Genomic DNA, 14,149 nt, shown 5'->3' on the forward strand with positions numbered 1-14,149 from the left:
TCGAACCCGGAATGAAGGAGAAGAGCCATGCGCCATGGATTTAAAGGCCGCCGGTTCGCCCGCAGCATAAGCCATCGCAAGTCGATGTTTGCCAACCTTGCCGTGTCGCTGCTCGAACACGAGCAGATCGTCACCACCTTGCCCAAGGCGAAGGACCTGCGTCCGATCGTCGAGAAGCTGGTGACGCTCGGCAAGCGCGGCGACCTGCACGCCCGCCGCCAGGTGATCGCGCAGATCGGCAATGAAGGCGTCGTCAAGCGCCTGTTCGACACCATCGCGCCGCGCTACGCCACCCGCAACGGCGGCTATCTGCGCATCATGAAGGCGGGCTTCCGCCACGGTGACAATGCCGCGATGGCGGTCATCGAATTCGTAGACCGCGACACGGAGGCCAAGGGCGCCGGCGACCGCGCCCGCCTCGAAGCCGAAGGCACCGATGCGGAAGCCGCAGCCGCTTAAGGCTTCGCTTTTCAAATGATTTAAAGGGGCCTGCGGGCCCCTTTTTCATATTCTGGCCGCCTCGGCTGCTCCTGCGTCAAAATAATTCGATTTAATCGCCTTAGCCTTTCATTTTGCACATTCGTCGGGACAATGCGCCCCAACTCGCACGGAGGATTCGCAATGCGCGCTAAAAGACTGTCCCTGGTTCTGCTCTGCGCCTTTATGGCGTTCGCAACCACGCCGACAGTCCGGCAGGCATTGGCCGAGGATGCCCCCAAAGCCGATCCGGGCCTCTCCGACGTGCTCACCGACCTGCTGCACGGCGTCGAGGGCGAAAACGCCACCTCGGGCCCCGACAAGCGCGTGCCGTTCGGCCGTGAGGAGGTGCAGTTGTCGTTCGCGCCATTGGTCAAGCAGACGGCGCCAGCCGTGGTCAATGTCTATGCCTCGCAAACGGCCAAGGTCGTTTCGCCCTTCGAAGGCGATCCGTTCTTCGAAGAATTCTTCGGTCGCGCGCAGCCGCGCGCGCAGTCCTCCCTGGGCTCGGGCGTGCTTGTCGATCCGAGCGGCGTCATCGTCACCAATTTCCACGTCATCAAGAATGCCGACGAGGTGAAGGTCGCGACCGCCGACGGGCGCGAATTCACCAGCAAGGTGATGCTCAAGGACGAGACGCTCGATCTTGCCGTGCTCAAGATCGAATCCGACAAGCCATTCCCGGTCATCGCCATCGGCGATTCCGATGCGCTCGAAGTCGGTGACCTGGTGCTGGCCATCGGCAATCCTTTCGGTGTCGGGCAGACCACCACGAGCGGCATCGTTTCCGCACTTGCCCGCAGCCATATAGGCGTTTCGGATTCGGGTTATTTCATCCAGACGGACGCTGCCATCAATCCCGGCAATTCCGGCGGCGCGCTGATCAACATGGGCGGCCAGCTGGTCGGCATCAACACCGCCATCTTCAGCCGCAGCGGCGGCTCGATCGGCATCGGCTTTGCCATTCCTGCCAACATGGTGCGCGCTTTCGCCGATGCCGCCAAGGCCGGTCTCGATTTCTTCGAGCGGCCTTACATCGGGGCCGAGTTCGAAGCGGTGACGCCGCAGATCGCTGAATCGCTCGGCATGGAAAAGCCTGCCGGCGCGCTGGTCTCGTCCGTTGACGCGTCCGGACCGGCCGGCAAGGCCGGATTGAAGCCTGGCGATGTCGTCCTGCAGATCAACGGCAGGCCGGTCGAGAGCATCGAGGCACTGGACTATCGCATGGCGACGCTGTCGATCGGTACAAAGGCCAATTTCGCGGTGCTGACCAAAGGCCAGCAGGCGGCGATGGACATCGCGCTGGAACGCGCGCCCGAGGGTGCAAAACCCTCGGAGGTGACGCTGCATGGCCGCAGCCCCTTCTCGGGCGCCAAGGTTGCGGAATTATCGCCGCGGCTGGCTCAGAAGCTCGGCCTGCGCACCGACATCAAGGGCGTCACCGTGGTCGACATCAATCGCGATTCGCCGGCCGCCGATTTCGGCTTCCAGCCGGGCGACATCGTGCGCGAGGTCAACGGCACGACAATCGATACGGCGGCGACGCTGGCGCAGGCTTCCCAGCAGGATACGCGCTGGTGGCGCTTTACCGTCGAGCGCGGCGGGCAGATACTGCGCCAGGTGTTGCGTTACTGAGCTCGATCGCTGAAGAGATCGCGCTCCAAACCCAAAAAGAAGTGCATGGCCGATCTGTTCAGTGTCGATGAACCGGAAAAGGCGCCGCCAGGCCGGCCGCTGGCAGACAGGCTGCGCCCGAAAAACCTTGGCGAGGTCGTCGGCCAGGAGCATCTGACCGGCCCCGATGGCGCACTGACCCGGCTGATTAATTCCGGTTCGCTCGGCTCCATGATTTTCTGGGGGCCGCCCGGCACCGGCAAGACCACGGTGGCGCGCCTGCTTGCCGGTGAAACCAGCCTTGCCTTCGAGCAGATTTCGGCGGTTTTCTCCGGCGTAGCCGAGCTGAAGAAAGTGTTCGAGGCGGCCAAGCTGCGCCGCGCCAATGGCCGCCAGACCCTGCTGTTCGTCGACGAGATCCACCGCTTCAACCGCGCCCAGCAGGACGGCTTCCTTCCAGTCATGGAAGACGGCACCGTCGTGCTCGTCGGCGCCACCACCGAAAATCCGTCCTTCGAGCTCAATGCAGCTCTGCTGTCGCGTGCGCGCGTGCTGGTTTTCCATTCGCTTGGCGAGGAAAGCATCGCAAAGCTTCTGGCCAGGGCCGAAGAGACGGAGGGCAGGGCGCTGCCGCTCGATGATGAGGCGCGAACGATGCTCATCCGCATGAGCGACGGCGATGGCCGGGCCTCGCTGACGCTGGCGGAAGAAGTTTGGCGCGCCGCCAAATCAGGCGAAGTGTTCGGTCCCGAAGGCTTGCAGCGCATCATCCAGCGTCGGGCGCCGATCTACGACAAAGGCCAGGACGGTCATTACAATTTGATCTCGGCGCTGCACAAATCCGTGCGCGGCTCCGATCCCGATGCCGCGCTCTACTACCTCGCGCGCATGTTCGACGCCGGCGAGGATCCGCTCTATCTCGGCCGCCGGCTGGTGCGCATGGCGATGGAGGACATCGGGCTGGCCGATCCGCAGGCATTGGTCATCGCCAACGCGGCCAAGGACGCCTACGATTATCTGGGTTCGCCCGAAGGCGAACTCGCCTTCGCCGAGGCCACCGTCTATCTCGCCACTGCGCCCAAATCCAACGCGGTCTACACCGCATTCAAAGCCGCCACGCGCGCCGCCAAGGAGCACGGTTCGCTGCTGCCGCCCAAGCACATCCTCAACGCGCCGACAAAGTTGATGAAAGACGAAGATTACGGGGCCGGCTATCGCTACGATCATGACGAACCGGACGCGTTTTCCGGCCAGGACTATTTTCCGGAAAAGATGGGCCGCCAGACCTTCTACGACCCACCCGAACGCGGTTTCGAGCGCGATATCAGGAAACGGCTCGACTACTGGGCGAAGCTGCGCAAAGAGCGGGAATAGCAGGCTTGCGGCGGCCGGTGGCGGTTGCGGTACGAAACGAGGCGCGTGAGCCAGAGGTGCCGGCCACGCAGGCGCCTGAACCGCCGCCGCCCGCTCCCGCTGCCGTTCAGCCTCGACCTCCCGCTGCACCGGCCATGATCCGCCCGACGCAGATGCTGTCGGCCAGGGCGCTCGCTGATCCGCGCAGCCGGCAGGCGCGCGCCGATCTCAAAACCTTCGCCTCGGATGAGCGCATGGTGCAGTTGTGCAATCTCGAGGCCATGGATCAGATCCGCCAATGGCGCGCGGATTTCCAGCCGGACCGGGTGGTGCCTTATGCGACGGCACAGGAAAAGGTCACCGGGACGACAATCGCCGCAAACGGTGCGGCTTTCCGCAGTCGCGGAAAATGGTATGGTCTGAAATTCAGATGCCAACTGGCTGGGGGCGGCGAAAGCGTCGTCGGCTTTCAATTCCTCGTTGGCGATCCCGTGCCCAGGGAAAAATGGGATGAGCTTGGCTTGCCGGCGGTGCATTGACCCCAACCGGCAAACTTGACAAGGCAGTCAGCCGGCCACGATGCCGTGGCCGTTGTGCGGCAACCCAAAAGACCTTATCAAGGCGCACGGCCGGGCGGTGGTCGTTGTCGTGATTTTGGCACTATTCATTCGCAACAGGATCGCGCTCGGCGCGTGGAAAAATGACAAAAACCCTTCGCAAGACCCTTCGCAAATTCGCCATTGCCATCCCGCTCCTTGCCCTTGGCTTCTATTTCATTCCGATCCTCACGACGATTTTCGTGGTTTGCGGCCTGATCGACGTGCTGCGCAACGACCGCAAGAATCTGTCCCTGTTCAGCGGCTATTTCCTGGGCAATGGCCTCTTCACCTGGCTGCTTTCGCCATTCAACCTGCTGGTCGACCTCCTGTGCTACAGAAATCCGGGCGTGTGGAAGCTGGAGCAGTTCCCTCAGGATTATCAGCGCGAAGTCAACGAGGTCTTGGATGTCTTCAAGGCGCGCAAGGCCGAAATCATCGCCGACATCGACGCCAATTTCGGCGCCGGCCGGCGCGGCATGTATGTCTACCAATGGTATGGCAAGCACAGGATAGACAACGTCGCCGAGTTCAACAAGGATTTCAAATACATCAAGACGATTGCCGTCTCGGTCTTCAGCAAGCGCGAATCGACCTCCTGGCACTTCGGACCGTTGCGGCTCAGCCTCCGCATCCTCTACAACCTCATTCCGATGAAGTCAGAGATCTTCGTCGAGTGCGGCAACGTCAAGAACTACTGGTACGACAATCCGCTGTTCATTTTCGACGACACGCTGCTGCATCGCTCGGTCAACGAGTATGACGGTCGTCGCTACTGCGTATTCATGGACATTATCAGGCCGTCCCCGGTCCCCAGGCTCATCGCCGGCCTTCTCGCCATCGTCTCGGTGAGCGTCGAGAGGATCAATTCGATGTTCTACAAGAACTGGAAGATGATCGGCTCGACCAAGCCGAAAAAAGCAGAAACCACCTGAGCTGGCAAGTTTTCGAACGTAGCCGGCGCGCCGGATAGGTATGAATAGTCGGGGACAGTATACGGCGATGTTCAATCTGCTTCTCGTGGCCGCCGGCGGCGGCATTGGCGCCGGCGTTCGCCATCTGACCAATATGGGCTCGCTGCGCCTTGTCGGTCCCAACTATCCCTGGGGCACGATGGCGATCAACATCGTCGGTTCGTTCGCGATGGGCCTGTTCATCGCCGCCCTGGCGCGCCGCGGCGGGTCTAACGAACTCAGGCTGTTTGTTGCCACCGGCATCTTAGGCGGCTTCACGACCTTTTCCGCCTTTTCGCTCGATTTCGCGACCTTGTGGGAGCGGGGAGCCACCTTGCCGGCGTTTGGATATGCGCTGGCCAGCGTGATTGGCGCCATCACTGCCCTGTTTTTGGGTCTTTGGCTCGCAAGAAGCCTGCCTTAATGCTATTGCCGCGCCGAGAGCAGGCCTGGGCCTGCCAGGAAACGGGTAAGCGAAAACAATATGGCAGGCGTTGAACAGATCACGGTGGAGGCCGGCGAGGCGGGCATGCGGCTCGACCGCTGGTTCAAGACCCATTTCCCGGGCCTTGGCTTTGGTCATCTGCAGAAGCTGCTTCGGTCCGGGCAGATCCGCGTCGACGGCGGCCGCGTCAAGGCCGACACCCGTGTCGAGCCTGGCCAGACGGTGCGCATTCCACCGCTGGAAGTGGACAAGAAGGGCGAAAGCCCGCTGACCGGCCATTCGATCCGCAACCAGGGCGACGCCGACGTCCTGGCAAAAATGCTGATCCATGAGGATCCGAAGGTCTTCGTCTTCAACAAGCCGGCTGGTCTTGCCGTGCAGGGCGGCTCGGGCGTCACCCGTAACGTCGACGACATGTTGGAAGCCTGGCGCAACCAGAAGGGCGAGAAACCGCGGCTGGTGCACCGGCTCGATCGCGACACGTCTGGCGTGCTGGTCGTCGCCCGCACCCGGCTGGCGGCGATGAAGCTCTCCGAGGCGTTTCGCGCCCGCGAAACCAAGAAGACCTATTGGGCCCTGGTCAAGGGCGTGCCGCCCAAGCGCGAGGATAAGATATCGACCTGGCTGATCAAGGAAGCCACGCCGGATGGCGATCGGGTGCGCATTGCCAAGCACGGCGAAAAGGGCGCCGACCATGCCGTATCCTACTATCGCATCATCGAGCAGGCGGCGCAGGCGCTGACCTGGCTGGAGATGGAGCCCTATACCGGCCGCACCCATCAGTTGCGCGTTCATGCCGCCCATATCGGTTGTCCCATCATCGGCGATCCCAAATATTTCGAGGCCGACACCAACTGGGATTTTCCGGGGGGGATGCAGAATCGCCTGCATCTGCACGCGCGCCGCATCGTCATCCCGCATCCGGACCAAGGTTTCATCGACGTCACCGCGCCTATGCCGCCGCATATGCGCCAGAGCTGGAACCTGATCGGCTTCGACGACGCCAGTGCGGAGGATTGACCATGAGCGGCGCTGCCGATGCGCTCGACCGTCGCGATGCGGTTGACATGGCGGCCGCCGCCATAATGGTCGGCCTGACGTTCTCCTGGGGCCTGAATTACGTCGCTGCCAAGATCTCCTATGCCGGCTATGATCCGGTTTTCCTGTCGATCGCGCGCTCGGTTATCGGCGGGCTCTGCGTCTTCCTCTGGTGCCGCTGGCGCGGCATTGCGCTTTTCAACGGGGACGGGACATTGCTCGCGGGCATTGCAGTCGGCGTGCTCTTCGGCATCGAGTTCCTCTGCCTTTATGTCGGGCTGGAGCACACCACGGTCGCCCGCAACACGCTGCTGGTCAACACCATGCCGTTCTGGATGCTGCTGGGAGGGCATTTCCTGCTCGGCGAGCCGATCAGCCTGCGTAAATCCCTTGGCCTTCTGCTTGCCTTTGCCGGCCTCGCCGCGGTCTTTTCCGACAAGCTCGGCGGCGGCGGGGACATGCTGTTCGGCGATCTGCTGAGCCTTGGCTCCGGATTCGTCTGGGCCTTGACCAATATCCTCATCAAGCGCTCGAAGCTGGTCGAGGCGAGCGCCGAAAAGCTGCTGCTCTATCAACTCTCCGGCGCTGCGATCGTCGGCGTCCTGGTGTTGCCTCTGGCCGGCCCCTCCGTGCGCGATCCCACGCTGTTGCCGACTTTGGCCCTGCTTTTCCAGGCACTCTATATCGTCGCCTTCACCTATGTTTTGTGGTTCTGGCTGCTGCGGCGCTATCCCGCCTCCAGCCTGTCGAGTTTCACGTTCCTGTCGCCGGTCTTCGGCGTGCTGTGCGGCGCCCTGTTCTTGAACGAGCCGCTGACCATACGCATTTTTCTGGCACTTGGTCTCATTGCCGCCGGTCTGGTCATCGTCAACAGACCGCCGCGCCAGCAGACGGCCGAAGGAGGCTGACATGCGCGATATTCTCAGCGATCTCGAGGCGGGGAAACTGCTCTCCGACCCCGATCCGGTGCGCCGCGCCCAAATTCAGATGAAGAAGCCGCTGCCGAAGCGTTTTTACAAGGCCGTTTCGGTCGCGCCGGCCGATGATGGCTTTGCCGTCCATCTCGACGGCAAGCCGGTGCGCACGCCGGGCAAGGCGCTGCTGACGCTGCCGACCGAGAAGGCGGCATCGCTGGTCGCCGATGAATTCGCCGCCCAGGGCGAGAGCGTCGATCCGGTGTCGATGCCGGTGATGCGTCTCGTCAACACCGCGCTCGACGGCGTCGCCAGCGATCCGCAGGCGGTGCTGGAGGACATACTGCGCTTTGCCTCGTCGGATCTGCTCTGTTATCGCGCCGAGGCACCACAAGGCTTGGTCGAGCGGCAGAACGAGCTGTGGGATCCTGTCCTCGACTGGGCGCAGGCAGCACTCGGCGCTCGCTTCAACCTTGCCGAGGGCATCATTCACGTCGATCAACCGCGCGAAACCATTGCTGTGCTGGGTGCGCATCTTGCCCAGCGCGCCGAGCCGCTGCGCCTGGCAGCGATCCACGTCATGACCTCGCTGACCGGTTCGGCGCTGCTGGCGTTGGCCGTGGATTTCGGCGAACTCGGCGGTGAGGCGGCCTGGACTGCCGGCCATGTCGACGAGGATTGGCAGATCGAGCATTGGGGACAGGATGCGGAAGCTGTCGCGCGACGCTCCGCCCGTAAGCGCGACATGATGGCTGCCGTCGGTCTGATCGAGGCGCTCGAAGGCTGACCGGCCACCGCACCGCACCTAATACCAAAGTCATAATCCCAAAGTCATCTGCCGTTGGCAGGCGCTTTCTGTCATTTTTCCCGTGATTGCTGCCGCGAGTCTGCGTTCGGAGAGAATGCGAACGCAAGGGCGCTGCATCGAGCACAAGGGTCTCACGGGAGGAGCATCTCAATGGCTATCGCATCGACCGCCAGCGGAAAGAGCCGCGGCATGACGCGAGAGGAGAAGAAAGTCATCTTCGCTTCTTCGCTCGGCACTGTTTTCGAATGGTACGATTTTTATCTCTACGGGTCGCTGGCGGCCTTTATTGGTTCGACCTTTTTCAGCCCGACCATTCCGGAAGCGACGCGCAATATTTTCGCGCTGCTGGCTTTCGCCGCCGGCTTCCTCGTCCGTCCGTTCGGCGCTTTGCTGTTCGGCCGCATCGGCGACCTTGTCGGCCGCAAATATACCTTCCTCGTCACCATGACGATCATGGGCCTGTCGACCTTCCTGGTGGGCTTGCTGCCTGGTTATGCGAGCCTCGGCATCGCGGCTCCGGTGATCCTGATCATCCTGCGCATGCTCCAGGGCTTGGCACTGGGCGGCGAATATGGCGGCGCGGCCACCTATGTCGCCGAGCATGCGCCGGACGACCGGCGCGGCTACTATACGTCGTGGATCCAGACGACCGCCACACTCGGCCTGTTCCTGTCGCTGATCGTCATCCTGATCGTCCAGGGCTCCATGAGCAAGGAAACCTATGCCGCCTGGGGCTGGCGCGTTCCTTTCATCGTGTCGTTCCTGTTGCTCGGCATTTCCATCTGGATCCGGCTGTCGCTTTCCGAATCCCCCACCTTCCAGCGCATGAAGGAAGAAGGCAAGGGTTCCAAGGCACCGCTCTCGGAAGCCTTCGGCCAGTGGAAGAACGCCAAGATCGCGCTGCTGGCACTGCTCGGCCTTACGGCTGGCCAGGCCGTGGTCTGGTATAACGGCCAGTTCTACGCCCTGTTCTTCCTCCAGAACGTGTTGAAGCTGGACGCACAGTCGGTCAACATCATGATCGCCATCGCGCTTGCGCTGGGCTCCATCTTCTTCGTCGTGTTCGGCTGGCTGTCCGACAAGATCGGCCGCAAGCCGATCATCATGGCCGGGCTCGCACTCGCGATCGTCTGCACCTTCCCGCTGTTCAAGGCATTGACCTGGGCCGCCAATCCGGCCCTTGCCGAGGCACAGCAGAGCACCCGCGCGACGGTGACCGCGGCACCCGGCGACTGCAGATTCCAGTTCAATCCGGTGGGTACCGCGAAGTTCACGACGTCTTGCGACATCGCGACCTCGTTCCTGACCAAGAACTCGGTGCCCTATGACGTCGTTTCCACGGCGGCACCGGGTACGGCTGCTTCGGTCAAGATCGGCAATGAGACGGTCGCATCCTACGATGCTGTCGCCGCGGGCGACCAGGCCAAGGCCAAGGAGGCCGCCTTCGTCAAGGCCGTCAACATGTCGTTGCAGGACGGCGGATATCCGCTGAAGCGTGCTGCGATCAAGATACCGGACCAGAAGCTCGACGCGTTTGTCGCTGCCAATCCCGAACTGAAGCTCGACGCCGCCGTCATCCGCGCCGGCGAGAAGGCGACGGTTCCTACCGATCAGGCGATCAAGGACAAGCTTTTGACCGCCGACGAGGCTGCCGGTGCGCCTGAGGTCACCGTCTACAACATACCCGGCGGCGGTGCCTTCGCCATGTTCGCCGACCCTGCGGCCGTGAACTGGCCGATGACGATCGCCATCCTGTTCGTCCTCGTCCTGTTCGTGACCATGGTCTACGGTCCGATCGCGGCCATCCTGGTCGAGATGTTCCCGACCCGCATCCGCTACACCGGCATGTCGCTGCCCTACCATATCGGCAATGGCTGGTTCGGCGGGTTGCTGCCGGCGACGGTGTTCGCGCTCAGTGCCTACAGGGGCGACATCTATTATGGCCTCTGGTATCCCGTGATAATCGCGGCGATGTCGCTCGTCATCGGCATGATCTTCGTCAAGGATACGCTGGGCACGAACCTGGAGACCAAGCAGTAACGGGTCGGATCCACATGCATGAGAAAACCCGGCGCGAGCGATCGCGCCGGGTTTTCATATCGAGGCTGAAGATGCGTTCAGCTCTTCGGCTGCTGGTTTTCTTCCTCGACAGCGGCCTCGTGATACCAGCCATCGAAATCGGCATGCGTGTTACGCAGCGAGGCAAGCTCTGCCGCGAACTTGGCCTTCGCGCCTAAATTTGAGGCAGATACGCGGCCTGCAAGCGGGAACATCAGGATCTTTGCCGACGGACGGGCGAGGGTGACTTCCATTGGCGGTCTCCTTTCTTCTCCGAGGGTCAGTTGATTCAGCTTTTCCTCAAAATAGGTTCTGCGATTCATTTAGGCAATATGCTTATGAAAAGATCAGTTATTGCCTATTATTTGCGCAATCTCTGCGTCTGATCGATCCCGGCGCATTGCTGGGGCGGTGCAGTGAATTCACGGGAATCTTACGACCATTTTGTCGCACCGGTCGATGCCAGAGTGGCATATGAATTGCTTTTTACCACTCGGCAGGTCGGCTTGCTCCGGCCATGCGTCGACACCGCGTGCGGTGGTCAAGCACAACGAGAGGCTCTAGAATGACCAAATACAAGCTCGAGTATATCTGGCTCGACGGATACACCCCGGCCCCCAATCTTCGCGGCAAGACCCAGATCAAGGATTATGCCGAGTTCCCGAAGCTCGACCAGCTGCCGCTGTGGGGCTTCGACGGCTCGTCCACCATGCAGGCCGAGGGCCGAAGCTCCGATTGCGTGTTGAAGCCGGTCGCGCTTTATCCCGATCCGGCCCGCACCAACGGCGTTCTCGTCATGTGCGAAGTCATGATGCCCGATGGCGTCACGCCGCACGTGTCCAACAGCCGCGCGACCATTCTCGACGACGAGGATGCCTGGTTCGGTTTCGAGCAGGAGTACTTCTTCTACAAGGATGGCCGTCCGCTCGGTTTCCCCGAGAGCGGTTATCCCGCCCCGCAGGGCCCGTACTACACCGGCGTCGGCTATTCGAACGTCGGCAGCATCGCGCGCCAGATCGTCGAAGAGCATCTCGACCTCTGCCTTGCCGCGGGTATCAACCATGAAGGCATCAACGCCGAAGTGGCCAAAGGCCAGTGGGAATTCCAGATTTTCGGCAAGGGCTCCAAGAAGGCCGCCGATCAGATGTGGATGGCCCGCTACCTGCTCCAGCGCCTCACCGAAAAGTACGGCATAGATATCGAGTTCCACTGCAAGCCGCTCGGCGACACCGATTGGAACGGCTCGGGCATGCATTGCAACTTCTCGACCAAATATATGCGCGAAGTCGGCGGCAAGGGTTATTTCGAGGCCCTGATGGCGCAGTTCGAAAAGAACCTGATGGACCATATCGCCGTGTACGGCCCGGACAACGACAAGCGTCTGACCGGCAAGCACGAGACGGCCCCCTGGAACAAGTTCAGCTATGGTATCGCCGACCGCGGCGCCTCGATCCGCGTGCCGCATTCGTTCGTCAAGAATGACTACAAGGGTTATCTGGAAGACCGCCGCCCGAACTCGCAGGGCGACCCCTACCAGATCGCTTCCCAGGTCCTGAAGACGATCTCGCAGGTTTCGACCGGCGCATCGGTTTCGGCCGCTGCTTGATATTTCACGTCGGGCCTCAAGATCCCCGACAACCATGACGCGAGCCCCGGCGGGAGTTGCCGGGGCTTTTTCGTGTGACGATGGCGGGCACTATCGCATGCCGCTGTTTCCGTTCGCCGCTCCTCGTCTTCCTGGCTCCTGGCCTGGCAAAGCAAATTCCCCCAAAAAAAGTCAGGTTAAAAAGGGCGGCTCAAACCCATCCCGACAAGGCGGCTTTGGGCTGACGAAAGCATACCTTGGCGCCGGGCCGCAGGCTTCGAAATCCTCGAAAAAGCCCGGAAATCCGGCCATTCCGGCAAGAATGCCTGTCGACCGATCCTTTCATAAGCCCCTGTTCATACACCAAAATCGACCGTCTCGACGCCCGGCAGGCGACATTGACAGGCTGCGGCGCAACATGCGTATTCGCAGGCATTGGGGGATACGCCAAGCGGTGCTGTTCGAACGGGGCGGGGTTTCTTGAACGACAGCATTGGCGGGGGCGCCGGACGAGCGGGCATTGCAGCCTGAGGCAGTGTGCCGCTCGCTCCTGGCTTATCCCTTTACTTGCAAAAAGCGCATGCCGGATCGCGTGGCAGCCCAGCTTGGCTGGCTCAAGCCGGTCTGTGCCTCAGCGCAATCGACACGTGTGACGTGACCAGCCGACGGAACCTCAGCAGCCGGTGCGCCTTTCCAGTCGCTGGATCGGGCAGCATCCGATCGAACGCGTCAGTGTCCGCGGATTTGGCTGAACGGAAGCCTCGATATGAGCAAACAAAGAGGCCGGAAGAGGTTCATCTTCCGGCCTCGCATTTGCAGGCTGAATTGAAGCCGCTGGATCCGGGTTATGCCGGGTCCAGGGAGATCAAAAATCAGACCGAATAGTACATGTCGTATTCGACGGGATGCGGTGTCATTTCGAAGCGCATCACCTCGGCCATCTTCAACTCGATGTAGCTGTCGATCTGGTCGTCGTCGAAGACGCCGCCGGCCTTCAGGAATCCGCGGTCCTTGTCGAGGCTCTGGAGCGCTTCACGCAGCGAGCCGCAGACGGTCGGGATCTTCTTCAACTCCTTCGGCGGCAAATCGTAGAGATCCTTGTCCATCGGCTGGCCGGGATGAATCTTGTTCTTGATCCCGTCGAGGCCGGCCATCAGCATGGCGGCAAAGGCGAGATAGGGGTTCGCACCCGGATCGGGGAAGCGGACCTCGACGCGCTTCGACTTTGGCGACGAGCCGAACGGGATGCGGCAGGATGCCGAGCGGTTGCGCGCCGAATAGGCGAGCAGCACCGGCGCCTCGTAGCCCGGCACCAGACGCTTGTAGGAGTTGGTCAGCGGGTTGGTGAAGGCGTTGATGGCCTTGGCGTGCTTGATGATGCCGCCGATATAGAACAGGCAGCTTTCCGAGAGGCCGGCATACTCGTTGCCGGCGAAGGTCGGCTTGCCGCCTTTCCAGATCGACTGGTGGACATGCATGCCCGAGCCGTTGTCGCCGAAGATCGGCTTCGGCATGAAGGTGGCGGTCTTGCCATAGGCATTGGCGACCTGATGCACGACATATTTGTAGATCAGCATCTTGTCGGCGTTGCGGACCAGCGTGTCGAACTTGATGCCGAGTTCGTGCTGGGCCGCGGCCACCTCGTGGTGATGCTTCTCGACCCGCACGCCCATCTCGGCGAGCACGGTCAGCATCTCGGAGCGCATGTCCTGCGCCGAATCGATCGGCGGCACCGGGAAATAACCGCCTTTGATGCGCGGACGGTGGCCGAGATTGCCGGTTTCGTAGTCGGTGTCGTCATTGGACGGCAGTTCGGTGGAATCGAGCCTGAAGCCGGTGTTATAGCGATCGGCTTTGTACTTGACGTCGTCGAAGACGAAGAACTCGGCTTCCGGGCCGACATAGATGGTGTCGCCGATGCCTTCCGACTTCATGTAGGCCTCGGCCTTCTTGGCAGTGCCGCGCGGGTCGCGGTTATAGGATTCGCCCGAAACCGGATCGAGGATGTCGCACAGGATGACCATGGTCGACTGAGCGAAAAACGGATCCATATGGACCGTTTCAGGATCGGGCATCAGCACCATGTCGGACTCGTTGATCGCCTTCCAGCCGGCGATCGAAGAACCATCGAACATCACGCCATCGGCGAACATGTCTTCCTCGACCTCGATGACATCCATCGTCACGTGCTGCAGCTTGCCCTTCGGGTCGGTGAAGCGCAGGTCAACGAATTTCACGTCGTTGTCCTTGATCTGCTTCATGATGTCTTTGGCTGTCGTCATGTCATGTATCCCTGTGTGACGTTTTT

At 61.5% G+C, this 14,149-nt stretch carries 13 protein-coding genes; 11 read left to right on the forward strand and 2 right to left on the reverse strand.

Annotated features, from left to right (window positions below; translation table 11 throughout):
* Positions 1-27: 27 nt before the first annotated feature.
* The 10 genes from rplQ to FJ949_RS29140 all read left to right on the forward strand — a co-directional run bounded on the left by rplQ (position 28) and on the right by FJ949_RS29140 (position 10,238).
* Positions 28-459: a 50S ribosomal protein L17 gene (gene rplQ, locus FJ949_RS29095; protein WP_140501279.1), complete on the forward strand. Its 432-nt coding sequence runs from the start codon at positions 28-30 to the stop codon at positions 457-459.
* Between the two features lie 162 nt (positions 460-621).
* Positions 622-2,112, forward strand: coding sequence for a DegQ family serine endoprotease (locus tag FJ949_RS29100; RefSeq protein WP_140501281.1), 1,491 nt, complete (start codon positions 622-624; stop codon positions 2,110-2,112).
* Positions 2,113-2,157: 45 nt separating this feature from the next.
* A complete protein-coding gene (locus tag FJ949_RS29105) occupies positions 2,158-3,465 on the forward strand; it encodes a replication-associated recombination protein A (RefSeq protein WP_140501283.1) in 1,308 nt (435 codons plus the stop codon).
* Between the two features lie 134 nt (positions 3,466-3,599).
* Entirely contained in the window at positions 3,600-3,983 is a 384-nt protein-coding gene (locus tag FJ949_RS29110; RefSeq protein ID WP_140501284.1) for a DUF930 domain-containing protein, read from the forward strand.
* A gap of 161 nt (positions 3,984-4,144) precedes the next feature.
* The gene (locus FJ949_RS29115; protein WP_140501286.1) at positions 4,145-4,975 is read left to right on the forward strand and encodes an aspartyl/asparaginyl beta-hydroxylase domain-containing protein; all 831 of its coding nucleotides are present in this window, start codon (positions 4,145-4,147) and stop codon (positions 4,973-4,975) included.
* Positions 4,976-5,042: 67 nt separating this feature from the next.
* Complete coding sequence (crcB, locus tag FJ949_RS29120; RefSeq protein WP_140501288.1) at positions 5,043-5,417, forward strand: fluoride efflux transporter CrcB; 375 nt, start codon at positions 5,043-5,045, stop codon at positions 5,415-5,417.
* A gap of 60 nt (positions 5,418-5,477) precedes the next feature.
* Positions 5,478-6,458, forward strand: coding sequence for an RluA family pseudouridine synthase (locus FJ949_RS29125; protein WP_140501290.1), 981 nt, complete (start codon positions 5,478-5,480; stop codon positions 6,456-6,458).
* A gap of 2 nt (positions 6,459-6,460) precedes the next feature.
* On the forward strand, positions 6,461-7,384 hold the full coding sequence (locus FJ949_RS29130; protein ID WP_140501292.1) for a DMT family transporter: 924 nt from the start codon (positions 6,461-6,463) through the stop codon (positions 7,382-7,384).
* A 1-nt stretch (position 7,385) separates the two neighbouring features.
* Complete coding sequence (locus tag FJ949_RS29135) at positions 7,386-8,177, forward strand: ATP12 family chaperone protein (RefSeq protein ID WP_140501294.1); 792 nt, start codon at positions 7,386-7,388, stop codon at positions 8,175-8,177.
* A 171-nt stretch (positions 8,178-8,348) separates the two neighbouring features.
* On the forward strand, positions 8,349-10,238 hold the full coding sequence (locus FJ949_RS29140; RefSeq protein WP_140501296.1) for an MFS transporter: 1,890 nt from the start codon (positions 8,349-8,351) through the stop codon (positions 10,236-10,238).
* A gap of 77 nt (positions 10,239-10,315) precedes the next feature.
* Here the strand turns inward: FJ949_RS29140 and FJ949_RS29145 are convergent, their stop codons facing one another.
* The gene (locus FJ949_RS29145; protein ID WP_140501298.1) at positions 10,316-10,510 is read right to left on the reverse strand and encodes a DUF2735 domain-containing protein; all 195 of its coding nucleotides are present in this window, start codon (positions 10,508-10,510) and stop codon (positions 10,316-10,318) included.
* A gap of 311 nt (positions 10,511-10,821) precedes the next feature.
* Here FJ949_RS29145 and FJ949_RS29150 point away from each other — a divergent pair, with 311 nt between their 5' ends.
* Complete coding sequence (locus tag FJ949_RS29150; protein ID WP_140501300.1) at positions 10,822-11,862, forward strand: glutamine synthetase beta-grasp domain-containing protein; 1,041 nt, start codon at positions 10,822-10,824, stop codon at positions 11,860-11,862.
* Between the two features lie 851 nt (positions 11,863-12,713).
* Here FJ949_RS29150 and glnA read toward each other — a convergent pair.
* On the reverse strand, positions 12,714-14,123 hold the full coding sequence (gene glnA / locus FJ949_RS29155; RefSeq protein WP_140501302.1) for a type I glutamate--ammonia ligase: 1,410 nt from the start codon (positions 14,121-14,123) through the stop codon (positions 12,714-12,716).
* Positions 14,124-14,149: the final 26 nt, after the last annotated feature.

This window comes from Mesorhizobium sp. B2-4-1 (genome assembly GCF_006442185.1).
Lineage (GTDB): Bacteria > Pseudomonadota > Alphaproteobacteria > Rhizobiales > Rhizobiaceae > Mesorhizobium.